This window comes from Actinoplanes derwentensis, from assembly GCF_900104725.1.
GTDB classification, from domain to species: Bacteria; Actinomycetota; Actinomycetes; order Mycobacteriales; family Micromonosporaceae; genus Actinoplanes; species Actinoplanes derwentensis.
Genome location: NZ_LT629758.1, coordinates 7474886 through 7498820, shown reverse-complemented (window position 1 = coordinate 7498820; position 23935 = coordinate 7474886). Strand labels below are relative to the sequence as shown.

Annotated in this window: 20 protein-coding genes; 14 read left to right on the top strand and 6 right to left on the bottom strand. The window is 68.2% G+C overall.

Annotation, left to right across the window (positions count from 1 at the left end; translation table 11 throughout):
- Positions 1 to 74: 74 nt before the first annotated feature.
- Complete coding sequence (locus BLU81_RS33145) at positions 75 to 3131, bottom strand: tetratricopeptide repeat protein (RefSeq protein WP_092550226.1); 3057 nt, start codon at positions 3129 to 3131, stop codon at positions 75 to 77.
- A 779-nt stretch (positions 3132 to 3910) separates the two neighbouring features.
- Here BLU81_RS33145 and BLU81_RS33140 point away from each other — a divergent pair.
- Both BLU81_RS33140 and BLU81_RS50980 read left to right on the top strand, forming a co-directional pair.
- The gene (locus tag BLU81_RS33140; protein ID WP_092550223.1) at positions 3911 to 4579 is read left to right on the top strand and encodes a DUF6461 domain-containing protein; all 669 of its coding nucleotides are present in this window, start codon (positions 3911 to 3913) and stop codon (positions 4577 to 4579) included.
- 93 nt (positions 4580 to 4672) lie between these two features.
- Positions 4673 to 5422, top strand: a complete 750-nt coding sequence (locus BLU81_RS50980) for an NUDIX domain-containing protein (protein ID WP_231953617.1) — start codon at positions 4673 to 4675, stop codon at positions 5420 to 5422.
- Positions 5423 to 5488: 66 nt separating this feature from the next.
- Here BLU81_RS50980 and BLU81_RS33130 read toward each other — a convergent pair whose 3' ends face one another.
- Positions 5489 to 6028, bottom strand: coding sequence for a hypothetical protein (locus BLU81_RS33130; RefSeq protein ID WP_092550220.1), 540 nt, complete (start codon positions 6026 to 6028; stop codon positions 5489 to 5491).
- A 495-nt stretch (positions 6029 to 6523) separates the two neighbouring features.
- On the opposite strand from BLU81_RS33130, the gene BLU81_RS33125 reads away from it, so the two are divergent.
- On the top strand, positions 6524 to 7075 hold the full coding sequence (locus tag BLU81_RS33125) for a YbaK/EbsC family protein (protein WP_092557985.1): 552 nt from the start codon (positions 6524 to 6526) through the stop codon (positions 7073 to 7075).
- 29 nt (positions 7076 to 7104) lie between these two features.
- Here BLU81_RS33125 and BLU81_RS33120 read toward each other — a convergent pair whose 3' ends face one another.
- From BLU81_RS33120 to BLU81_RS33105, 4 genes are read right to left on the bottom strand one after another with little or no spacing between them, the layout of a single operon-like run.
- The gene (locus tag BLU81_RS33120; protein WP_092550217.1) at positions 7105 to 7746 is read right to left on the bottom strand and encodes a DsbA family oxidoreductase; all 642 of its coding nucleotides are present in this window, start codon (positions 7744 to 7746) and stop codon (positions 7105 to 7107) included.
- 34 nt (positions 7747 to 7780) lie between these two features.
- Positions 7781 to 8212, bottom strand: coding sequence for a SufE family protein (locus BLU81_RS33115; RefSeq protein WP_092550214.1), 432 nt, complete (start codon positions 8210 to 8212; stop codon positions 7781 to 7783).
- A 41-nt stretch (positions 8213 to 8253) separates the two neighbouring features.
- The gene (locus BLU81_RS33110) at positions 8254 to 8646 is read right to left on the bottom strand and encodes a CBS domain-containing protein (protein ID WP_092550211.1); all 393 of its coding nucleotides are present in this window, start codon (positions 8644 to 8646) and stop codon (positions 8254 to 8256) included.
- Positions 8647 to 8679: 33 nt separating this feature from the next.
- Complete coding sequence (locus BLU81_RS33105) at positions 8680 to 10413, bottom strand: proline--tRNA ligase (protein ID WP_092550208.1); 1734 nt, start codon at positions 10411 to 10413, stop codon at positions 8680 to 8682.
- A 109-nt stretch (positions 10414 to 10522) separates the two neighbouring features.
- Here BLU81_RS33105 and BLU81_RS33100 point away from each other — a divergent pair, with 109 nt between their 5' ends.
- The 11 genes from BLU81_RS33100 (at position 10523) to BLU81_RS33050 (ending at position 23624) form a co-directional block, all read left to right on the top strand.
- The gene (locus BLU81_RS33100) at positions 10523 to 11422 is read left to right on the top strand and encodes a sulfurtransferase (RefSeq protein WP_092550205.1); all 900 of its coding nucleotides are present in this window, start codon (positions 10523 to 10525) and stop codon (positions 11420 to 11422) included.
- A gap of 104 nt (positions 11423 to 11526) precedes the next feature.
- Positions 11527 to 12081 (top strand): RNA polymerase sigma factor, encoded by a 555-nt coding sequence (locus tag BLU81_RS33095; RefSeq protein WP_197686010.1) that lies wholly within the window; start codon positions 11527 to 11529, stop codon positions 12079 to 12081.
- A 43-nt stretch (positions 12082 to 12124) separates the two neighbouring features.
- On the top strand, positions 12125 to 12961 hold the full coding sequence (locus BLU81_RS33090; RefSeq protein WP_092550199.1) for a hypothetical protein: 837 nt from the start codon (positions 12125 to 12127) through the stop codon (positions 12959 to 12961).
- The gene (locus BLU81_RS33085; protein ID WP_092550196.1) at positions 12958 to 13818 is read left to right on the top strand and encodes an ABC transporter ATP-binding protein; all 861 of its coding nucleotides are present in this window, start codon (positions 12958 to 12960) and stop codon (positions 13816 to 13818) included. The genes BLU81_RS33090 and BLU81_RS33085 overlap by 4 nt, the downstream gene beginning before the upstream one ends.
- Positions 13815 to 15290, top strand: a complete 1476-nt coding sequence (locus BLU81_RS33080; protein WP_092550193.1) for a hypothetical protein — start codon at positions 13815 to 13817, stop codon at positions 15288 to 15290. Before BLU81_RS33085 ends, BLU81_RS33080 begins: the two co-directional genes overlap by 4 nt.
- Complete coding sequence (locus BLU81_RS33075; protein WP_157751874.1) at positions 15287 to 15943, top strand: hypothetical protein; 657 nt, start codon at positions 15287 to 15289, stop codon at positions 15941 to 15943. The genes BLU81_RS33080 and BLU81_RS33075 overlap by 4 nt, the downstream gene beginning before the upstream one ends.
- A gap of 167 nt (positions 15944 to 16110) precedes the next feature.
- Complete coding sequence (locus BLU81_RS33070) at positions 16111 to 17865, top strand: HSP90 family protein (protein ID WP_092557983.1); 1755 nt, start codon at positions 16111 to 16113, stop codon at positions 17863 to 17865.
- A complete protein-coding gene (locus BLU81_RS33065) occupies positions 17862 to 20681 on the top strand; it encodes a tetratricopeptide repeat protein (protein ID WP_092550188.1) in 2820 nt (939 codons plus the stop codon). Before BLU81_RS33070 ends, BLU81_RS33065 begins: the two co-directional genes overlap by 4 nt.
- Before the next feature lie 32 nt (positions 20682 to 20713).
- A complete protein-coding gene (locus BLU81_RS33060) occupies positions 20714 to 21319 on the top strand; it encodes a TetR/AcrR family transcriptional regulator (protein ID WP_092550185.1) in 606 nt (201 codons plus the stop codon).
- A gap of 104 nt (positions 21320 to 21423) precedes the next feature.
- A complete protein-coding gene (locus tag BLU81_RS33055) occupies positions 21424 to 22752 on the top strand; it encodes an acetyl-CoA carboxylase biotin carboxylase subunit (protein WP_092550182.1) in 1329 nt (442 codons plus the stop codon).
- Entirely contained in the window at positions 22749 to 23624 is an 876-nt protein-coding gene (locus BLU81_RS33050; RefSeq protein WP_092550180.1) for a hydroxymethylglutaryl-CoA lyase, read from the top strand. Before BLU81_RS33055 ends, BLU81_RS33050 begins: the two co-directional genes overlap by 4 nt.
- The last annotated feature ends 311 nt before the right edge of the window (positions 23625 to 23935 follow it).

Sequence of the window (23935 nt, the reverse complement as noted above, 5' to 3'; positions counted from 1 at the left end):
ACGCCCGGCATCGGCCAGCGCGCCGGCCATCCTTCGTCGTGGCGACTTGATCCCGCGGCGTCGGGACACCCAGTTCAGGTGTTCGTCGGTTCGTTTGCGTCCAGGGCATGCTGCAGTCGAGTGAGGGTCTCAACTGCCGCTTGGTGGCGCTCAGCGAACGCTTCAGGTTCCGCGGCGGCGAGGGTTTCGAAGTATCCGACGCCTTCTGCTGTCAGTGCGATGACCTCAGAGGTGACGCTGTCGACTTCAAGAGCCACGAAACCCACGTTCCACAGGGAGGCGGCCAGGTTGGGTAGGTAGACGTCGCGGTTGAGGGCGGTCAGTTCCCGGCGCAGGTCGACGGCTTCCTGGCTGGCGGTGAGTGCTTCTGCCCGGCGTCCGGCGTCCGCCAGCCGGAGGGCGTGGTTGTTCACCGACGTGGCCAGGTTGGGTAGGTAGGCGTCGCGGTTGAGGGCGGTCAGTTTCCGGTAGAGGTCGACGGCTTCCTGGATGGCGGTGAGTGCTTCTGCCCGGCGTCCGGCCTCCGCCAGCCGGAGGGCGTGGTTGTTCACCGACATGGCCAGGTCGGGTAGGTAGGCGTCGCGGTTGAGGGCGGTCAGTTCCCGGCGCAGGTCGACGGCTTCCTGGCTGGCGGTGAGTGCTTCTGCCCGGCGTCCGGCGTCCGCCAGCCGGAGGGCGTGGTTGTTCACCGACGTGGCCAGGTTGGGTAGGTAGGCGTCGCGGTTGAGGGCGGTCAGTTTCCGGTAGAGGTCGACGGCTTCCTGGCTGGCGGTGAGTGCTTCTGCCCGGCGTCCGGCGTCCGCCAGCCGGAGGGCGTGGTTGTTCACCGACATGGCCAGGTCGGGTAGGTAGGCGTCGCGGTTGAGGGCGGTCAGTTCCCGGCGCAGGTCGACGGCTTCCTGGCTGGCGGTGAGTGCTTCTGCCCGGCGTCCGGCCTCCGCCAGCCGGAGGGCGTGGTTGTTCACCGACATGGCCAGGTCGGGTAGGTAGGCGTCGCGGTTGAGGGCGGTCAGTTCCCGGCGCAGGTCGACGGCTTCCTGGCTGGCGGTGAGTGCTTCTGCCCGGCGTCCGGCGTCCGCCAGCCGGAGGGCGTGGTTGTTCACCGACGTGGCCAGGTTGGGTAGGTAGGCGTCGCGGTTGAGGGCGGTCAGTTCCCGGTAGAGGTCGACGGCTTCCTGGATGGCGGTGAGTGCTTCTGCCCGGCGCCCGGCGTCCGCCAGCTGGACGGCGTGGTTGTTCACCGACATGGCCAGGTCGGGTAGGTAGGCGTCGCGGTTGAGGGCGGTCAGTTCCCGGCGCAGGTCGACGGCTTCCTGGCTGGCGGTGAGTGCTTCTGCCCGGCGTCCGGCCTCCGCCAGATCGGCGGCCAGGTTGTTCACCGACATGGCCAGGTCGGGTAGGTAGGCGTCGCGGTTGAGGGCGGTCAGTTCCCGGCGCAGGTCGACGGCTTCCTGGATGGCGGTGAGTGCTTCTGCCCGGCGCCCGACCTCCGCCAGCCGGAGGGCATGCCAAGTCGCCCAGTGGGCCCGATCGGTTTTCGGAGCGTCAGCAGGAAAACCTGCCACAATCCGTGACGTCAACTCCAAGGCAAGCCAACGCAGCTCCAGCGACGGATACGGCACCCGCCCGGCTACCTCACACGCCCACCGATGATCGACCTCTGCAGACGCCAGCCGATCCACCATCCGGGACGTAAACACCCCCGGAAACTGCACACCCACGTGGACGACGGCCTCCGCCATACACGCCACGTCCACCCCGAGCGCCGCGTCGATCAACGCATCCGCGCCAGCGTAATGAATCCGAGCGCGGCCGAGCACCGTCAACGCCCGCACCGCCTGCGCCACAGTCAGATCTGCAAAGACCCGCGCCCGGTCGACAGGCCCACACCTATCTATCACCCGCGCGGCCAGCGTCTCCGCCAACAAGTCCGGCTGCACCACCCCCAACCCTGCCTCGCCCCGGGGATACAGCCCAGCCAGCCACGACCCGAACCGCGCCAGCCGGTCATCCTCAGCGCCTGCCAGCAGCGGCACCCGCCGCACGACCTGCTCCACCTCAGCGGCAGACTCCGCACCGAGCAGCGCAGCGATCCCGGCTACCTGCTCCAGCAACACCGCATTCGCTGGATCATCGACCTCACCAAGAAGCCGCGACCGCCTGGCGGTGTGCATCCAGTACCGCGACTCATGCTTAAGAACCTCGACCAGCACGTCATAGCGGCCCTGCCGATGCGCACCCTCCAACACCGTCACCAACGCATCGGCATGCAACCGCAGCACCGGCGTATCCGCCGGCCACCCTGGTGCTCCGGCCAGCTCAGGCACCGGACGACCCAGCCGCGACGCGAACGCCGTGACCGCCTCGGCCACGATCGTCGCCGGATCATGCACGTCGTCAACTCGTGCCGCGACATGCACCACCACATCGTTGGCACTGGTCAGCGAGTCCACCAAGGCAGCCTGCTGCGAGAACGCCATCGACAACGTCTCCCACCACAGCCCCGCGGTCCGGGCCAGCAACACGATCCGCACCCGATCCGCGGTCTGCACAGCGCACAACAACTGCGCCAGCCCCGCCCGGTCCCGCGCCTCGGCATAATCGATGACCAGCAACGACCGTAGCGGGAACTCTCCCGCAGCGACCAGGCGAGCAGTCTGCTCCTCTTCGTGCGGGCTGATCCACTCACACCGCCACCCGGCAAGCCGTTGCTCCAGTTCCTGAGCCAGCCGGGTCTTACCCACACCGCCCGCGCCCGTCAGCAGCCGCACCGCCGCCACATCCACACCCTGATCGGTGGCCCACGTCTGCAATTCCGCCAGCAGCCAGCCGCGGCCAAAGAACGGGACCACTCGCTGGTCCGGACGCAACAACCACGTCACCGACACCGGTTTCACCACGACATCGGCCTTCCGGGCAGCCGCCGCCAGCCGTCGCTCCCGCCGCGCCGCAACCCGATCCGCCACCGTGGGGCAGAACGCGCCCACCGCCCCTGCCACCGCGGCAGCCACTACCGTCCACCCTTGCTTGTTATCCGCCAGCGCAGCCCACCCCGCCGCACCAGCCACCACCGCCGGCGCACCGGACCACAATCCATACCGCCGCATCCGCGCCCAGCCGCCCGCCAGCATGCGCACTACCGTACCGAAAGTAATCAACAAGTTACCAAGGTCATCAATGCGGTGAACGCATCAAACCCTGCAATCACTGCCGCGCCGCTTCGCGGCTTGCCACCGAATATGGTGGTCGCGGTGGTGTGGATGGTTGCCGACCGCTGCTGCCGCCGGTGAGCGCGTCAGGATGTCGTGCCTCAAGATCGAGTAGTCCGCATTCAGTCCGCACGAAGTCCGCAGAGGCAGCGGAACGCTGTCAGATCTTGACAAGCGTTTTCGCAGCTCAGCGGACGTTCGCGCAGCTAGATCAACGATCTCGTTTGGTCTCGTAATGCACAGTTCGGGCGCCTCCGTATTGGTTGCGGCCGTGACGATCACTCCCGTGGGTCACCGGAGGCTGCGGTTCCGGCGATCGCTGCCGCGCCGCTTCGCGGCTTGCCACCGGAAAAGGTGGTCCTGATGGCACGTGGTGCGGTCGCCTGCTCGACCCAAGGCTGGCCGCCCCGCAAGATCAACCGGACCACATCGGGACCATGTGAGCCTGTAAAGCAGTGTCAGAAGTTAGAAGATGATCTAAAGGAACGCCAGCTCAGGGGGTGATTTGGTCGTACGTCAATTCATGATCTTGGATTTGGGGTTCAAGTCCCCTGGGCTCCACCTCCAACAACGCCGTCCGGATCACCGGGCGGCGTTGTTTGTGTGGCTGCAGGCTGGCTGTCGAGGCTTCGATCAGGGTGGCCGTGGTTCTGATCGTGCCGGGGGCGGCCCCGGGGGGCGATTTTTGATCTACTGGGCTGGTGAGACGTCGCGCCGTCCTGTTCCTGACCCTGGCCTCGATGGCCGGCTGTGGTTCGCCGGGTTCGGCGGATCCTCTGCCGTCCGTGGGGCCGTCGCCGGATCTCGGCTGGCCGGCCCGGAGTGCGGACCTCACCAGCGGGTTCTGCTTCACCATGGTCCGTGACATCAAGCCGTACGAGCTGATCGAACGGCTCGGTGGGGAAGAACTGCAACGGGTCGAGTGGCATCGGGTCGTCGGGCCCGGGGATGGCGAGGCCGGCGCCCGGAGCCGGTACTTCATCGGGATTGCCCGACTCGGCGACTGGTCCGTGATCGTCGAGGACAACGGGACACTCGGCGTCACCCCGGATATTGTCGGGCCGCTTTCGGCTGAGGGCGGTGAGGTGGTGGCGTACCGGGGCGGGGGTGGTGGTCCTGGCCGTCTCATGGTGTTCCGTGACGGAGGGCTGGCTCTCGACCTGGACACCTCGGCGCCGGAGACGGCCGTTGGCAGCGATGCGGGCGGGTTCCGGTCCGAGTTGGTCGCGGCAGGTATTGGCGGCGGTACGAACGTGAGCGAGCCCACTGGGCCGGGGCTGTCGTTCCTCGCCGCCCGTACCGGCGTTCCGTTGACTTTGGATCTGTTGAAGGAACGGACGTATCTGCTGGTCACCGTTCCGCAGGTGTAGGTCCGGATATGCCCGTTCTTCAGGTGGACGGGTTATCCACAGAGGAATGAAGGAACTCTGCGAGGCACAGTTCATGCGGTTAGCCTGCAGAGCGTGGACGAGCGAAGACGGGCGGCCGCCGTGATCGTGCGGGACGGGCGAGTGCTGATGGTGCACGAGCGCAGCCGGCGGTCCGGTGGCGGTGAGTGGTGGACGCTTCCTGGTGGCGGCCTGCGCCCCGGTGAGACGGCCGAGGAGGCTCTGCGGCGTGAGGTGTTCGACGAGACCGGTCTGGTCGTCAGCGATGCCCGCTACGTGCTGGAGATGCCCTACCCGTCCGGCATGACGTCGGTGTTCACGGTCACCGTCGCCGACGGGGAGCCGCGGCTCGGGCGTGATGACGGCTTCGGTCCGGAGCAACTCGGCATCGACTGGTTGCCGGTCCCCGAGCTGCCGATCGAGACGAGCGGCGTGGCGGTGCCGCCGTTGATGGTGGTCCTGCCGACCCTGCCAGCCCAGGGCCAACCGAACCAGTCACCACCCACCCAGTCGCCGTCCGGTCAGTTGCCGTCCGGTCAGCTAGCACCCGGTCGGGCGCTACCCGATCAGGCAGCGCCCGGTCAGCGACGGCCTGGACCGGCGCTTCCTGGCGAGGGGCATCCTGGTCGACGGCGGCCGGATCCGGTTCCGTCCCGTCAGACTCGGCCCGATTCGGCTTTGCCTCGACAGACTCGGGCCGATTCGGTTCTACCACGTCAGGCTCGGCCCGATTCCGCTCTGCCTCGACAGACCCGGGCTGGTCAGGGCCGGGCCGGTCAGGTTCCAGGTGGCCCGAAGCAGGGTCGTCAGAAGGCGGGTGGGTAAACCCTGGTGGCCCGAAGCAGGGTCGTCAGAAGCCGGTGGTAAACCCTGGTGGTTCGGAGCCGGTGATCAGGACGACGGGGCCGAGTCCGGCACCACTTCTCGGCCCGCCTCGATCACGCTCTCCACCAGCGGGGCCGCAGCGGGCATCTCCGCCAAGGTGACCCCGGGTATCTCTGCCAGGACGACTCCGGGCATCTCTGCCAGGGGCACCGGCGACGGCCGGAACGGTTCGGCGACAGCCCGGCGGCGTTCCACGACGAAGTAGGCACAGGCTGCGGCATACCCGATGGCCAGGACCGCGGTGAGCGCTCGGACTTGCAGCGACACGATCGACACGTTGGTGATGGCGGCGGCGATCATTGCCCAGCACCCGAGGAGCACGGTGTTCGCGGTGTCGGTGCGGTACCAGACGGTCTGTGACATGCGCCGGGCCTGACGCTGGATCTCGACCACCAGAGCGTGCGACATCACGATGGCGAGCAGAATCAGCAGCAGAGTCGCGAAGATCGAATGATGGCCACCGGCAACGGCGACAAGGGCTGTGGCGCCAGCCAGTAGCGCGAGACCACTGACGGTCCCGATGCGTGCTTGCCGACGATCTCTCACAACTTCTGACGGTCGGCATTTTCATGCTGGAACTGAGGACTTTGCCGATGCCTCGGTTCACGCCCGCCGGGTTGGCCGCGTCTGCTCCTTTCCGGGTCTACTGCCGACCAGACCGTCCGCAGCGCGCGAGCATTCAGTGTCGGGCTGGCCGCCCAGGGGATGCGGCTCTCCGTCCGGTCGCTTCCCGTCCGGTCGTCTTCCACCCGGCGGACGGACGGCGACCGCTGACTGATGCCTGTCCCGTCGGGCGTCCCGCTTTTGGTAAGCAGGAGCCCAGTCGGCTCGCTATCCATTGCCCGGCCTCTCCGCCTTTCGGTCAGCCCTGCTTTCCGGGTATCCGGGTGTCCGTCGCTGGCTCTGGCCGCGGTCTGATGTTGCGGGGCGGTGTTCTGTGGGCTGGGGTCTGTGGGTTGGGGTTCGGCTGGGGTTCAAGGGCTGGACCACCCGTTGGTGGATGTGCCGATGTCGCCGGGCTGGGCGAGGATGGGCGACATGATGGGAAGCCTGCAGACCGAATCCGCTCAGTCACGTCCGGACCTGCTTGCGCCTCCGGTGGCCAAGGCTCTGGCCGTGTGGCCGGTGGAGGGGCCGATCGATGCCGATCAGGTGCTGGTGGCGCCGATCGATCCGACGCTGGCGGATACGGCCGCGTTCTGCGCCGCGTACGGGGTGACCCTGGCTGAGTCCGCCAACTGTGTGATCGTCGCTGGTAGCCGGGGCGGGCTCACGAAGTACGCCGCCTGCATCGTGCTCGCCACTACTCGGGCCGACGTCAACGGTGTGGTCCGGCGACAGCTCGATGTGCGCAAGGCGAGCTTCGCGCCGATGGACGACGCGGTTTCGCTGACCGGAATGGAATACGGCGGCATCACCCCGATCGGCCTGCCGGTGGACTGGCCGATCCTGGTCGACTCCCGGGTGGTGGCCACCCCGCACGTGATCGTCGGCTCGGGTGTCCGGCACAGCAAGATCGCTATTGCCGGCCCGGCTCTCGGTGCGCTACCGAACGCGGTAGTGCTCGAAGGGCTGGCCCGCGAGGTGTCCTGACCGGAGTCGATGATGTTTCACGTGAAACATCATTGGCCGGCGTGGGCGTCCTCGCGGCGCACGATCTCCTCAAGGGCTGACAGCAGCGTGGTCGACTCCTGGGCGCCGGACAGGGCGTACTTCCCGTCGATCACGAACGTCGGGACGCTACTGATCCCGAGCGCGCGAGCTTCCTCGATGTCGGTGCGGACCGCGTTGGTGCCGGCCTCCGACTCCAGGTAGGCCAGCGCCTCCGCGGCGGGCAGGCCGATCGACTCGGCGACCGTGGCGAGCACCGGCAGCGAGCCGAGGTCGACACCGTCGGTGAAGTGCGCCCTCTGCAGCGCGTCCAGCATGTCCGTCTGTCGGCCGTGTGTCGCGGCCCAGGCGATCAACCGGTGCGCGGCGAGGGTGTTGGCCGCGATCGCCCGATCGAAGTCCAGGGCCAGACCCTCGCCCGCACCGATAGCGGTCACCTGCGCGAACATCTCGTCCGCACGAGCCGCCCCGCCGAACTTGGCGGCCATGGCCTCTTTGATCGGCAACGGCTGGTGCACTGGCGAGGTGTCCAGCTGGTAGGCGCGGTAGGTGACCGTCACCGTGCCGCCGAAGGACTCCAGTGCTCGTTCGAGACGGCGTTTGCCGATGTAGCACCACGGGCAGATCACATCGGACCAGACCTGAATATCCACGTCACTCCGTCTTGGGGGATTGTCCTGCTCAGCTTCAGGCAGCTGTCTGCTCGGCGACCTGACGCTTGAGGCGTGCCAGAACCGCCGTCCCGCCGCGCACCCGAAGCGGGCTGAGCGCCTGGGACAGGCCCATCCGGGCATAGAGATCGGCCGGCACGGCCAGGATCTCCGCCGCGGACGCACCGGCCAAGCCCTCCGCCAGGATGCCGGCGAAGGCACGCGTGGTCGGCGCCTCCGGCGGGCAGTCGAAGTGGGTCACCACACTGCCGTCCGGCTGCACGATCGCCTTCAGGAAGAACTGGGTCTGGCACTCCGGAACCTGCTCCATGCCCTCATGCCCGGCCAGATCGGCGGGCAGAGGCGGCACGGCGTCAGAGAACTCGAGCAGCATCTCCAGCACCACGTCCCGTGGGGCGGAGGCGAACTCGTCGACGATCTCGGCCAGTTTCGGCGGCATGTCACTCACACTTCGACCCTACGCGGAGCCCATTCCGCCGCCCGCCGTGGTCAGGCGGCGGCCGAGGAAGTGGGGAGCAAAGCGATGTCACTCAGGCTGAGGATGCCGACCAGGTTGCGGTCCGCGTCGCAGACCAGCAGGCGTCGTACGCCACGATCCCGCATCGCCCGCACAGCCTCCTCCACCGTGGCGCTCTGCTCGACCATCAGCAGCTCGCGGGTGGCGATCGAACCGAGCATGGTGGTGGATGGCGCGTGATGCTCGGCAATCGCGCGGATCACGATGTCCCGGTCGGTCACGATGCCGGCCAAGGTGGGGCCCTCGGTGACGACCACGTCGCCGATGCCCTGGTCTCGCATGGCCTGAGCGGCCTCGTCCAGTGGGGTGTCCGCCGGCAGGTATACAACCTGCCGGGTCATTGCGTCAGCGACCAGCCTGACCATGCTTCCGCCTCTCCAGCGCTGTCGCCTCACTCGTTACCCGACGTCCGCCGTGATTACACCCGCCACGTCCACAAGTGGGACATCCTTTCGCTCCTGACTCCGGCGATCACGGACCTCGACCCATCCCTCGGCGAGCCGGCGCCCGACCACGACCGCCCGTGGGATGCCGATCAGCTCGGCATCGGTGAACTTGACCCCGGCCGAAACGTTGGGCCGGTCGTCGACGAGGACCCGCACTCCGGCCCGGGACAGGGCGGCGCCGAGCTGGAGAGCCGCCTCGACCTGACCGTCCTTACCGGCGGCGACGATGTGCACGTCAGCGGGCGCGACGGAGGCCGGCCAGACCAGACCACGGTCGTCGTGATGCTGCTCGGCGATGGCGGCGACCGCACGGGAGACGCCGATGCCGTACGAGCCCATGGTCGGCCGGACCGGTTTGCCGTCGGAACCGAGCACGTCGACCTTGAACGCGTCCGTGTAGCGCCGCCCGAGTTGGAAGATGTGTCCGATCTCGATGCCCCGGCGCATCGTCAGCGTGCCCTCGCCGCAGGCCGCGCACGGGTCACCGGCCCGCACCTCGGCGGCCTCGATCGTGCCGTCGGGAGTGAAGTCGCGACCGGCCACCACGTTCGTCGCGTGCCGGCCCGGCTTGTTGGCACCGGTCAGCCAGCCTGTTCCCGGGGCGACCCGTGGATCGGCGAGGTAGCGGATCTTGAGGCCCTGTGGGCCGAGATAGCCCTTGACCAGATCGGGGTGTGAGCCGAAGTCGTCGAAGAGAGTCGCGGTAGCCGGGGACAGGGCGGCCTCCAGGCGTTTCATGTCGACCTCGCGGTCACCGGGCACACCGATCGCCAGCAGCTCCGACTCACGGCCGGGGTGGTGCACGGTGACCACCACGTTCTTCAGGGTGTCCGCGGCCGACCAGTCGTCGCGCCCACCCAGCCGCTGCTCGTTGGCCAGCTCGACAAGGGAGGCGATCGTCGGAGTCTCCGGGGTGTCGTGCACCTCCATCGAAGGCGTCGTGGTCGTGACCGCAGCCGGAACCGAGGTGATCACGGCCTCCGTGTTGGCGGCGTGGTCACAGGCGGTGCAGCCGACGAAGGTGTCCTCCCCGACCTCGGCGACGGCCAGGAACTCCTCGGACGCCGAGCCGCCCATCGCACCCGACGTGGCCGAGACGATGGTGTGCTCCAGGCCGATCCGGGTGAAGATCCGCTGGTAACTGGCGCGCATCCGGCCGTACACCTCGGTCAGTCCGGCCTCGGAGAGGTCGAAGGAGTAGGCGTCCTTCATCAGGAACTCGCGGCCGCGAAGCAGGCCACCACGGGGCCGTGCCTCGTCGCGGAACTTCGTCTGGAACTGGAAGAGCAACAGCGGGAAATCGCGGTACGACCCGGTCATGTCCTGCACGAGCAGGGTGAACATCTCCTCGTGTGTGGGGGCGAGCAGATGGTCGGCACCACGACGGTCCTTGAGGGTGAGGAGAAGGTCCCCATACTCCGTCCAGCGGTTGCTCACTTCGTAAGGCTCGCGGGGCAGCAGGGCCGGGAACGCGACCTCCTGCCCGCCGGCGGTGAACATCTCCTCCTGGATGACCGCGGTGATCCGGTCGAGGACCAGCTTGCCGAGCGGGAGCATGGTGTAGCCGCCCGGCGCGGCGCGGCGGATGAACCCGGCACGCACGAGGAGGCGGTGACTCGGCACCTCCGCGTCCGCCGGCTCCTCACGCAGGGTCTTGAGCAGCAAGGTGGACATCCGAAGCAACATGGGGCGAGCTTAGGCACCGGGCCCGACGAATTCACTCGGTTATCCACAGGCGGGCGATGCGCCCATCACTGGCCCCGCACCGGCAGTGATTAGCGCTAGCGTTGTCGGCATGTCCGTTCCGAGTGATCCGGCGCAGGCGCTACAGGCGTACGCGCATCCCGACAAACTGGTCACCACCGAGTGGCTCGCCGCGAATCTGGAAACTCCCGGCCTGGTCGTCGTCGAGTCGGACGAGGACGTGCTGCTCTATGACACCGGCCACATCCCCGGCGCGGTCAAGGTCGACTGGCATCTGGAGCTGAACGACCAGATCAGCCGGGACTATCTCGATCCGGCGGCATTCGCGGCACTGTGCGCGGCCAAGGGCATCGGCCGTGACGACACGATCGTCTTCTACGGCGACAACTTCAACTGGTGGGCGGCGTACGCCCTCTGGGTCTTCAGTCTCTTCGGGCATCGCGACGTGCGGCTGCTCGACGGCGGCCGGCAGAAGTGGGCGGCTGAGGGTCGCACACTGACCAGGGAGAAGACGGTCCGTCCGGCCGCCGACTACCCGGCTCCGGTTCGTAACGACGCGGAGATCCGGGCCTTCCGGGACCAGGTGATGGGCCACATCTCCAGTGGGCGGTCGCTGGTCGACGTGCGCTCACCCCAGGAGTACACGGGCGAGCTGACCCACATGGCGGCTTATCCACAGGAGGGCGCACTGCGCGGCGGGCACATCCCGGGCGCGGTGAGCAAACCGTGGAAATCCGCGGCGAACGAGGACGGTTCGTTCAAAGCGCACGACGAACTCATCAAGATCTACCAGGACGAACTGGGCCTTGAGTCGGCCGACGACATCATCGCCTACTGCCGGATCGGTGAGCGGTCCAGCCACACCTGGTTCGTCCTGCGGCACCTGCTCGGTTATCCGCAGGTCCGTAACTACGACGGCTCCTGGACGGAGTGGGGAAACCTGGTCCGGGCACCGATCGCCAAGGGCACGGAGCCCGGCGGACTGAGCTGAACCTCCCTGGTGGCGCTGCCGAAAGGCAGCGCCAATTTTTTGTGTGAACCAAATCGAGGCCCGGCAGCGATAGACCAGATGTGCGACGGAGAAAACAGAGACCGGTGCCTCCGGTCAACGAGCAGAGCAGCGATGCCGAGCTGTTGCGTGCCGTCGCCGCGGAGCAGACCGCGGCGCTGCGGCTGCTGCATCACCGCCATGCCGGCTGGTTGCGAGCCCGGCTGCGCCGGCGATGCTCCGATCCCGATGTGGTCGATGCCGCGATCCAGGACACGTTTATCTCGGTCTGGAAAGAAGCCTGTCGGTACGAGGAGAGGACCGCCGACGCCGCGGCCTGGCTGTGGACCATCGCCGTCCGCCGTCTGGTGTCCGCGCTGCGAGGGCCTGCCAACCGCTGGCTGACCGACCCCGCCGCTGACCTGTCCGATGACGTCTCCACCACACCGTCGGCTGAGGAGCTGGTGCTGCTCGGTGTGGAGCACGGTGCCCTGGGTCCTGCCCTCGACCGGCTCTCCCCTGAGCTGCGCAGCCTGATCGAGGCCACCGCGCTCGACGGTCTGACCGTGCGGGAGGCGGCGAAACTGTTCGGCATTCCCGAGGGCACCGTGAAGACCCGGCTGATGCGCGCCCGCGTCCGGTTGCGGGAGCTCCTGACATGACCTGCCCGAGAGGATCCGGCCCGCACGTTCAAGGAGGCACCGCATGACTGCTGAATGGCATGTCGATTCCGAGCTGCGCGAGCAGTATGAGCACGGTGTCCTCGAACCGAGCCGGGTCATGGCCGTCGAGGCGCACATGCTGGCCTGCGCCACCTGTCGGGGGGAGATCCCGGCCGACATCACCTGGCTGACCGGCAACTTCTCGGTCGTCTACGACGACATCCACGCGCCCAAAGCCGGCCCGGCACAGCGACTGCTCACCCGGTTCGGCCTGCCCGAGCACCGGTTCCGTCTGCTCACCGCCACCCCGGCACTGCGTTGGTCATGGCTGGTGGCGACCTTCGCCGTCCTCGGTCTCGCGGCTGCCGCGTCCTTGCTGTTCTGGGCCGGCGACGACGGGATGGCGAGCAGGCTGTTCCTGATTCTGGCTCCGATCCTGCCGGTGATCGCGGTTTCCGGCGCCTACGGCCCAGCGGTCGATCCGATGCACGAGATCACCGGCACCACCCCGTCAGCCGGCCCGTCCCTGGTGCTGTGGCGGGCGATTTCGGTCATCAGCGTGGCGACGGTGATGACCGCCGTTGCCGGGTTCCTCTTGCCCGGCTCGGGATGGCTGGCGGCCGGCTGGCTCCTGCCTGCCCTGCTGCTCTGCACCGGGACGCTGGCACTGGCCACGGCTCTGTCCCTGCCGGTGGCAGCCGGTGTGCTCGGTGGCCTCTGGCTCATCGGAGTCCTCGCGGTCTATCAGGCCCAGCAGGAGATCTTTGTGTCGACCGTGTTCGGGCCACCCGCACAGTTCACCTATCTCGCCACGGCGGTAGTCGCCGCGGCCGTTCTGTTCCAGCGGCGCGGCCGCTTCGACCTGGGGGAGAGTCGATGAGCACGGTGACCGTCAGCGGTCTGTCCAAGCACTACGGTTCACGGACCGCGCTCGACTCTGTCGACCTGATGATCGGTGTCGGTGTGACCGGGCTGCTCGGTCCCAACGGTGCTGGTAAGAGCACCCTGCTGCGGTGCTTGGCCACCGCGCTCGCCCCGGACGACGGTTCGATCCGGGTGTCCGGGTTCGACCCGGCCGTGCCGGCGCAGCGGACCGAGGTCCGGCGCCGGATCGGTTACCTTCCGCAGAACCCGGGGTTGTATCCGAACTTCACGGCGTATGACCTGCTCGACTACGTCGCCGTGCTGAAGGAGATCACCGAGACCCGACAGCGGCGGGCCGAGGTGCGGCGGGTGCTCGGCGAGGTCGAACTCACCGACCGTGCCAAAACCAAGGTGCGCAAACTCTCCGGAGGTATGCGACAACGGCTCGGCCTAGCTCAGGCGCTGCTCGGCGACCCAGCCCTGGTGATTCTCGACGAACCCACCGTCGGGCTCGACCCCGAGCAACGGATGCTGTTCCGGGCACTGATCTCGCGACTCGGCGAGCGGCGGACCGTGCTGCTCTCCACTCACCAGACTGAGGATGTCGGTGCGCTCTGTGAGCGGGTCGTGGTGATGAGCGGCGGCCGGATGATCTTCGAGGGCAGCCCACGTGAGCTGGCCGGGGTGGCCGAGGGACAGGTGTGGCTCTCCGACGATCCACCGACAGGAAATACCACATACTGGCGGAACGCTGACGGGCTCTACCGGACAGTCGGACAGCAACCGGACGGCGCCGAGGCCACCCGGCCGTCGATCGAGGACGGCTATCTGATGTTGCTCGGCAAAGCCGCGGTCACCGAGGCGGCCCGATGACCGTCACGATGGAGCGGATCGAGCGTCCCGTGCCGGCCCCGGGTGTCGCGACGGCGGCTCTGGCCCGAGCCGAGGCCCGGCGGATGTGGCACAGCCCCTACTACTGGATCGGGCTGATCCTGTCCGTCGCCCTGAGTGTCGTCTGGTCCTGGACCAGGATGCCGACCTGGGAGACCTTCCACGAGAACATCGGCATGGGATCCCTGATCCTGGCGGCCAACCTGCTGCTCGCCACCCATCTCGCGGCCGGCCGGGATCATCGGGCCGGAGCCGAGGAGGCCACCCGAACCATGCCCGCCGATCCCGGTCGGCGCAGCCTCGCCCTGCTGGTGACGGTGCCGATTGCGGCGGTCACCGGAGCGGTGGTCTACCTCGCAGCCTTGCTGCTGTTACTGCCGACCTGGCCGGTCGGGCAGTTCGATCCGTGGGCGGCCTTGATCGCGACCGTCATTCCGGCTATCGGAGCCGCCATCGGGGTGGCGGTCGGCCGGCTACTGCCCGGTGTTGCGGTCGGCCCGCTGACCATGGTCGCGCTGGTCGTCGTGCTCTTCATCCTGTTGGCCGCCGGTATGGAAATGGGCCGGATCCAGAACCATCTCTTCCCGGTTCCCTTCGACATGCTGGACTTCGGCATGGTCTATCCGTTCGGGTGGCACCTGCTCTACCTTCTGGGATTGCTGGCGGTGGCGATCGCGGCGGTGTGTCGGCCTGCGGTTCCGAAGACTTCGGCGGTGGTCGCCGTCGTGGCCGTGTTGTTCGCCGGTTTCGCTGTACAGCGGGAGGCCGACGGTGTCCCCGACGTCATCGATTCACGCGTGAGCGTGCTGGCCGTCGCTCCCGAAAAGCTGGACTGCCGGACATATGAGGGGGTGCGCTACTGCGCGCTCCCCGGGTTCGGGGATTGGATCGAGCATTGGCGGGAGGCGGTCGAGCCTGCTGCCGAGTTGCTGCCAGCGGCCGCGGACCGGCCGTCGGTCCGGCAGATCGCCAACTCGTTCGACGGGGAACCGATGACACCCGGTCATCCGGAAATGATCATCGGGGATACCTGGGGCCGAATGGGTGTCTGGGCCGAGGACTCCCGGGAGCGGATGGTCCGTGACTACGTAGCCACTTCGGTGGGGATCCTCCGGCGCACTGATGCCGGGCGGTGGGTCAGTTGTGACGGTGCGGGGCAGCATCGCACCGTGGTAGCCATGTGGCTGCTCGCGCTGGCCACACCTGAAAAAGACCTGGCTGTGCCCCGGATTCGCTATGGGCAGGCCGAGACGCAGGCTGCCGAGACGCTGCTGGCGAAACCCCGCGAGGAGGTGTCGCGGTACCTTGCCGAGCACTGGATCGAGGTCCTCGATCCGTCGGCATCCGCACTGGCCGGGCTCGGCGTGACGATCACGCCACCACCGATCCCGGTCGAGCCGGAGACGCCTCAGGATGGCCAGCTCTTCAATCCTGAGCGCGGGGTCTGCCCGTGACCAGACTGCTCGCCGCACATCTGACGCGGGCAGTGCCGTGGTGGCCCTTTGCGGTGGCGGTGTTACTGGCGCTTCTTGTGCAGGTTCCGGTGTTGCAGGCGGAATCGCAGCTCGGGATGACAGTGATCGGGTTGCGGCTGGCAGCGGCGGTTCTCGGTGCGGCTGCCGGGTTCGCCCTGCCGGATCTGATGGCCGCCACCGTGATCACTCCGGTGGCGCGATGGCGGAGGCAGTGGTTGCGGCTGGCGATCCTGCTTGTTCCGGCGATGCTGGTCTGGGGCCTGATCTATGTCGGAGTCCGGAGCACGGGGGGAGTGGGGGAGACCTGGCCGGCCGGTTTCGTGATCCTCCAGGCTGCCGTGTGCGGGTTGCTGCCGGTTGCCGCTGCCGCGGTCGGTGCCCGCTACCGGCCGGAGGCCACTGGAGTGCTGTTCGGGCCGACGGTTCAGGGCGTCGTCCTGGTCGGGACCCTGTTCTTCTCCGACCAGAGTTCGCCGTGGCCGATTCCGGTCTCCAACGGCTGGACTGCGGCCCAGTGGTGCTGGCCGTTCGCGCTGGTGTTGATCCTGGCCACCCTTCTGCTGGCCAACCGGGAGACGCCAGCCCGGTCGATCGGTGCCCGGCACGCTGCACGCCGGCCACTTCACCCTTAGCCGGGCCGCTGATCGCGACGGTGGATCGAGTAGAGGAAGCCGATTCAACAGGGGCCGTCGCGGTCAGTGGTTCTTCTTTGTGTGGGGCGGTGCCGGATTGCGATTGGTGTGGCGCGGAGTGCCGTATCGGTCGGAAATTGTCAGTGGTAGGCGGTACCGTGCCGCGCGTGAGCAACACGTTCCAGGTCGACCTGCGGGGCATCGTCGATCTGCTCAGCCACCACCTTTACGCGAGCCCCCGCGTGTACGTCCGTGAGCTGTTGCAGAACGCTGTAGACGCGATCACAGCGGTCGGGCCGGAGCATGAGGGCGTGGTGACGATAACGTCGTCCGACAGCAGTGGGGACGGCACGCTGCGGATCGACGACAACGGCATCGGGCTGACCGAGGCGCAGGTGCACGAGTTGCTGGCCACCATCGGCCGTAGTTCGAAACGGGACGAGCTGGGGTTCGCCCGGCATGAGTTCCTCGGGCAGTTCGGTATCGGTCTGCTCTCCTGTTTCCTGGTCGCCGACGAGATCCGGGTGCACACCCGCCGTGAAGGCGCCGCGCCGGTGCTCTGGACCGGTTACTCCGACGGGCGTTACGACGTGCGCCCGGGCGACGAGCGTGAGCCGGGCACCACAGTCATCCTGATTCCTCGCCGTGGTGCCGAGCACTACCTGACCGCCGAGACCACGGCCGAGCTCGCCGGGACGTACGGCGCTCTACTCCCGGCCAGGGTGATGGTCGACGACCGCAAGGTCACCGTCGGCACCCTGCCCTGGAACCTGCCGCCCGAGTCCCGTCTCGCCTACGCCGAGCGGACGCTGGGTTTCCGCCCGTTCGACGTGATCGAGCTGGACGTGCCGGCGGCCGGTCTGACCGGTGCCGCGTTCGTGCTGCCCACCCCGGTCAACCCGGCCACCCGCGGCGGGCACCGGGTCTACCTGAAGCGGATGCTGCTCTCCGAGAGCATCGAAGGCCTGCTGCCGGAGTGGGCGTTCTTCGCCCGCTGTGTGGTCGACAGCACCGAGCTGCGCCCGACCGCGAGCCGCGAGGCTCTGTACGACGACGGCCTGCTCGCCGAGACCCGGGATGCGATCGCCGATCAGCTCCGGGGCTGGCTGGTGCGGCTCTCCACGACCGATCCGCGACGCCTGGCCGCGTTCCTGAGCATTCACCATCTCGGGGTGAAGGCGCTGGCCCTGCACGACGACGAGATGTTGCGGCTGGTCGAGCAGTGGTACCCGATGCAGACCAACATGGGTGAGGTCACGCTCTCCGAGTTCCGGGCCCGGCACGGTGTCCTGCGGTACGCGTCGACCGCAGACGAGTTCCGCCAGCTCGCCGCAGTGGCCGCGGCGCAGGACGTGGGCCTGATCAACGGTGGTTACGTCTATGACGCCGAGCTGATCCAGCGGCTGGCCCTGGTCGATCCGGAGGTGCGTGCCGAGCGGCTCGACCCGACCGATCTGACCACCCGGTTCACCGCCGTGGACACTGAGACCGAGCTACGGTTGCGCCCGTTCCTGGCGGCCGCCCAGCGGCGTCTGGACCGGCTGGGCTGTGAGGTGGTGGTGCGGGTCTTCGACCCGGTCACGCTGCCCGCCCTCTATCTGGTGAGCCGGGAGGCGGCGTTCCAGGACGAGTTCACGGCGAGCCGGGATCAAGCCGACGACCTGTGGGGTGGCGTGCTCGACGCGTTGTCCCGGACGGTTCCGTCGGAGCGCCCGCAGCTGGTTCTCAACCACCGCAATCCGCTGATCCGGCGGGTGACCGCGCTCGGCGACGACGAGTTGGCGGGGCTCGCTGTCGAGTCGCTCTACGGTCAGGCTCTGCTGCTCGGTCATCATCCGATCCGCCCGTCCGACGCGGCTCTGCTGACCACCTCGTTCCTGGGTCTGCTGGACCGGGCCGTGCCGGGGGAGGAATCCCGATGAAGACCGCGCAGGAGCTGTGGGATCTCCTCGGCGAGGCGGACAACCTGCCGTACGGGTCCGCCCGGACCGCGATCGTCGAGCAGGTGCTGCGGCACGTCGACACGACCGATGACGCCGAGTTGAAGTTCTACAGTCGGCTGTTCGCCACGACCTCCTATGCCTATGGCGGCGAGCCGGTGAAGGCGTTCCCCGCCTTCTCGTGGTGCGTGTCCGATTTCGACCGCAACCCGGGGCCGTACCACGAGCGGTGGAAACACAGCCTGCTGTGGCTGTTCAAGAACATGGTCAGTTCCCTGACGGCTTTTCCCGAAGTGCCGCTGGCGCGCACTCGGGCGGTCCTAGACGACATGGAGCGCCGTTACCGGGAGTCCGGCCACGGTCTTCAGCCGGTTTATAAGCACCGCTATCTGATCGCCCGGCATGTCGGCGACCAGGAGGCAGCGGAGTCGTGGTTCAAGAAGTGGCAGGCCGCGCCTCGTAACAGGCTGTCGGACTGTGCCGGCTGCGACCCGACGACGCTGGTCCGGCATCTGGTGGCGGCCGAGCGGTACGAGGAGGCCGCCGAGCTGGCGGGGCCGGTGCTCGCCGGTGACCTGCCCTGTTCGGAGCAGCCGCAGAACATCCTCGGCGAGCTGATGACCGTCTACTTGAAGACCGGCCGTCTGCAGGAGTCCGCTGATGCACACCGGCGTTCCTACCTGCTCGAACGCAACAATCTGGCGGACCTGTGGGAGATCGGCGGGCACATCCGGTTCTGCGCGCGGACCGGGAACGAGCATCGGGGCCTGGAGATTCTGCAGCGGCACCTCGACTGGCTGGATCGTGCGCCGTCACCGGCCACGGCGATGCATTTCGCCGCGGGTGCGGTGGTGCTGCTGCGCCGGCTCACCGAGCTGGGCCATGGTGACTCCCTGATCCGCCGGTCGGATCGGCCGGACATCACCGCTGCCGGGCTGGGCGGGGAGTTGGAGGTGTTCGTCCTGGAGGTGGCCGCCCGGTTCGACGCCCGCAACGGCACCGGACACCAGACCGCGGTGGTCACCGAGTTGATGAACGTCGAGCCGTTCGGTGTTGAGGTTCCGCTCGCCGCCACGGTCCGCCGGATGACGCAGCCGAGCGTCGAGAAGGCGCCGGATCAGAAACCGGAGCCGGTGGTCTCGGTGGATGACACCGCCACCGCTGCTGAGCTGCTCGATCTGGCTGAGCGCTACCACCAGGACGACCGCGACGACGCGGCCCGGACGGTCCTGGCAGCCTTCGAGTCCAGATTCCCGGAGCAGGGAAGAAAAGCGCAGGGAGAAGCTGCGCGGGGCGAAGTGACGATCGCCGCCCGGCTGTGGTCGCTGCGTGGCTTCCTACTACCTGACGACGAGTCCGAGGAGACGGTGGCCGCCTGGGAACGGTCCGCCGAGTTGTTCGCCGAGGCCGGTGACGCCGGTGAAGCCGGCATGATGCGGGCTCGGCTCGCGGTGCTGCGGGCGCGCGACGACGAGCCGACACCCGAGCTGCTGGCGGTGGTGGAGGCGAACGTGGCCCACCACGACGAGCACGGTGACGCGGCGAGCCGGGCGAGCGCCTGGATCCGGTTGTCGCAGATGTTCCGGCTGCTGAACCGGCTGGAGGAGGCCAACGACGCCGGCGACCGGGCGGACCGGTTCGCCGAGGAGACCGGTGACCAGCGACGGCAGGCCTATCACGCGATGGTCCGGGCCCATAACCGGGCGATGGACGACCGTGGCGACGAGGCGGTCGAGGCAGCCAGGCAGGCCTGGGAGTTCTACCGCACGCACGGCCCGGTGCACCGTAGTGCCGAAGCGGCAGTGGTGGTCGGCCAGCTCACCGAGGACACCGAGGAAGCGGTGATCGCGTTCGGCGAGACGCTGGCGTCGGGTCTGCCCGGCCCGGCGCTGGCCGCCCGAATCAACCGGGGCCGTGCATTGATGCGACTGGACCGAGCGGAGGAGGCGATCGACGATTTTGTCGAGGCGGTCGTCATCCTGGCCGGGACCGAGTCCGGCGAGGAGGCCGGTGTCTTCGCCCGGCAGGACCTGGCGCAGGCCTACTACCAGGCCGATCATCTGGCGGAGGCGGCCGAGGTGGGTGAGGAGGCGCTGCTCGGTTTCGAGCGGCTGGACTATCCGGAACCGCTCGCCGAAACCCGGTTCCTGCTCGCCGCCGTCTACCGGAGTCTCGGTGACAACGATCGGGCGCTGGGCATCTACCGGACGCTGATCGAGAGTCTGGCGGACGTCCCGGCCGGTCGGGGGAAGGTCGGTGAGCAGGCTGGTCAGCTTCTCTACGACCTGGACCGGGACAGTGAGGCGGCGTTGACCTTTCGGGCCGCCGCCGAGTCGCTGTACGAGGCCGGCGAACTGGTCGCCGAGTTGCGGGTGCTGCGCCGCCGTCTGATGGCGTTGAACTACGCCGACGAGGTGCCCGAGGCGGAGGAGGTCATCCAGCTGGCCATGCGGCGGTTCGAGGAGTTGCCCGCCGAGGTGGCAGAGCAGCCGGGCGTACGGTGGAGTCGCTCGATCTTCGCTTTTGAGATCGGCAATCTCTATCTGCGCCGGGGTCGTCATGCCGAGGCGGTGCCGCATCTGCGGGGCGCGCCGGAGCGGCTGCGGGAGATCGGGTCGGATGACGAGGCCGACCGGGTGGAGTGCATGCTGGCCGAGGCGCTGCTGCATTCGGGCGGAGCGGTGGAGGCCGAGCGGTTGCTGAGCGTGCTGGTGAAGCGGCTGGGCCCGGACGCGCCGGCCCGGGAGCGGGCTGTTGACCTGTATGAGGAGACGGTAACTCGACTGAACGGCCGTTAAGCCCCGACTTGACGCCGGGTTACAGTTGCGAGGTGACGACGGTAGATCAGCGGCACCGGTCCACTCCGCCGGCTCCGAGGCGGCGGTCACGCCGCGACGAGATTCTGGAAATCGCGGTGGGCCTGTTCGCCTCCCGCGGATATCACGGTGTGTCGATGGACGACATCGGCTCCGCCGCCGGCGTCACCGGCCCGGCTCTCTACCACCACTTCGCCGGTAAAGAGGCGATGCTGGTCGCCGCCTTGATCCCGGTGAGTGAGAGCCTGCTCGCGGGTGGCAAGGAGCGGGTCGCCCGGCATCCGGACGAGGCGGAGGCGGCGCTCGCCGACCTGATCGACTTCCATGTCGAGTTCGCCTTGGCGAACCCGGCGGTGATCGCCCTGCACCTGCACGAGCTGGACCGGCTTCCGGAGGATCCGCGCCGGCAGATCCGAAAACTGCAGCGGCTGTACGTCGAGGAATGGGTCGGTGTGCTGTCCCGGGTGCGCCCGGAGCTGCCCGCCCCCGAGGCCAGGGTGCTGGCCCACGCCGCGTTCGGCCTGATGAACTCGACGCCGTTTCTCGGTGGCGAGGTCGACCGGGTGCGCCGGGCGGCCCTGCTGCGCGACGCCACGATCCACGCACTGACCGGCCACTGAACACTGGACGAGGGGCGATCCCCCAAGGCCGTGTTCGGTGAAACGGAGTAAGCGGACGGAGTAACGACGCCCACGAGGCGATCCTCCCCGACGGAAAGAGGGCCATGATCGAGTCACTGCTCGTCGCGAACCGGGGCGAGATCGCCCGCCGGATCATCCGGACCGCCAAGCGTCTGGGGATCCGGACGATCGCGGTCCACGCGGATGTGGACGCAGACATGCCGTTCGTCCGGGAGGCTGACGAGGCGGTGGTCATCGGCCCGGCGAATCCGGCGGAGAGTTACCGCAACGTCGAGGCGATCCTGGCCGCCGCGAAGTCGACCGGCGCCCAGGCTATCCACCCGGGATATGGCTTCTTGAGCGAAAACGCCCACTTCGCCCGTACGGTCGAAGCCAATGGTCTGGTCTGGGTCGGCCCCGGCGCCGACGCGATCACCGCGATGGGCGACAAGATCAACGCCCGGAATCTGATGGCAGCGGCCGGTGTGCCGGTCGCGCCGGGATCCGCGGATCCGGCCGCCAGCGCCGAGGACGCGCTGGCCACGGCCGAGCGGATCGGTTTCCCGGTGATGGTGAAGGCCGCGGCCGGCGGCGGCGGGATGGGCATGGCCGTCGCCGAGGACGCGGCGGGCCTGGCGAAGGAGTACGAGAAGGTCCACACGTTCGCCGAGCGGATGTTCGGTGACGGCGCGGTGCTGATCGAGCGCTACTTCCCCCGGGTGCGGCACGTGGAGGTGCAGATCCTCGGCCTGGCGGACGGCCGGGTGATCGCCCTCTCCGAGCGGGAGTGCTCGGTGCAGCGCCGCAATCAGAAGCTGGCCGAGGAAGCCCCGTCGCCCGCGGTGAGCCCGGAGCTGCGCGAGCGGATGAAGGCGGCGGCGGTGAAAGCCGGTGCGGCGGTCGGCTACCGCAACGCGGGCACGGTGGAGTGCCTGCTCGACCCCACCACCGGCGAGTTCTTCTTCCTGGAGATGAACACCCGGCTGCAGGTCGAGCACCCGATCACCGAGCTGATTCACGGCATCGACCTGGTGGAGGCCCAGCTTCGGATCGCGTCCGGAGAAGACGTCGAGGTGCCCGGTGTCCAAACCGGTCACGCGCTGGAACTGCGGATCAACGCGGAGGACCCGAAACGGTTCTTCCCCGGCCCCGGCAAGGTGACCACCTGGGTCGAGCCGTCCGGCGAGGGCGTCCGCGTCGACTCCGGTTACGCCGAGGGCGCCACGGTCAGCCAGCACTACGACTCGCTGATGGCGAAACTGATCATCTTCGGCGCGGACCGGGACGAGGTGATCGCCAGAGCCCGTGCCGCGGTGCGGGACTTCGCTATCGCCGGCCCGAAGAACAACCTGCCCTTCTTCGCCGAGTTGCTGGAGAACGAGGAGTTCCTCTCCGGTGACTACGACACCGGCATCGTCGGGCGGATGCGGTGAAAGCGATCATCCGTGAGGTGGCGCCCCGAGACGGTCTCCAGAACGAGGAGCCCATCGCCACCGCTGCCAAGGTCGAGCTGCTCGACGCCCTGAGCGGGACCGGGGTGCGCCGGATCGAGGCGGTCTCCTTCGTTTCGCCCCGGGCGATTCCGCAGATGGCCGACGCCGACGAGGTCTGGGCGAAGTCCTGGCACAACCCGGATGTGCGTTACTCCGCGCTGATCCCGAACACCCGGGGTGCCCAGCGCGCGCTCGCCGCCGGGTTTCGGGAGATCGAGGTGGTGGTGTCGGCGAGCGACACTCACAACCGGCGCAATCTCAATCGCTCCACAGAGGAGTCGCTGGACGACATCGCGCTGCTCATCCCGTTGGTGCACGAGGCCGGCGCGACTCTCGAGGTGATCGTCGCGACCAGTTTCGGCTGCCCGTTCGAGGGTGACGTCGACCCGGATCGGGTGGCGGGCATCGTGGCCAGGGTGCGCGCCGACGGCGCGGACCGCATCGCGTTCGGCGACACGACGGGCATGGCGACGCCGCGGCGGGTTCGAGATCTTCTGTCGGTGGTACGCCCGGACCTGCTCCACTTCCACAACACCAGGGGTACGGGGCTCGCGAACATCCTGACCGCACTGGACCTGGGCGTCTCCGAGTTCGACGCGAGCGCCGGCGGTCTGGGCGGCTGCCCGTATGCCCCGGGAGCCTCCGGCAACGTGGCCACCGAGGAGGTGGTGCACATGCTCCACGACATGGGCATCGACACCGGAATCGACCTGGACCGCCTTATCGAGGCGGCTGCCCTGGCGGAACGCCTGATCGGTCGCCGGTTGCCGTCCGGTGTTCTCCGGGCGGGGCCACGCACCCGCTTGGCGTGATTTCCGGTGACTCTTTCCGGCGTTCGATTTCCCGAATTGCCGGCGTGACTTTCCGCGCGCTCCCGTCGTTACCAATACCGAGCAGCCAATAGCGCCTGTGTTCCTGCCTAAAGGAACGGATCGGCTGCCGTTGACGACGAGGGGTGATCGTGAAGAGCTGGGGGGTCGAGCGCGATGAGCGCACGACGAGCCGCTCCGTGATCACCCACGGCGGCTCCTCGCACATGCCGTCCCACAGCCAGGGGGCGGAGCGGCGACCGGAGCGCCGCGTGGGGTGTGCCCCGCGTGCCTTTGTCGTCTCCGCGGTCGGC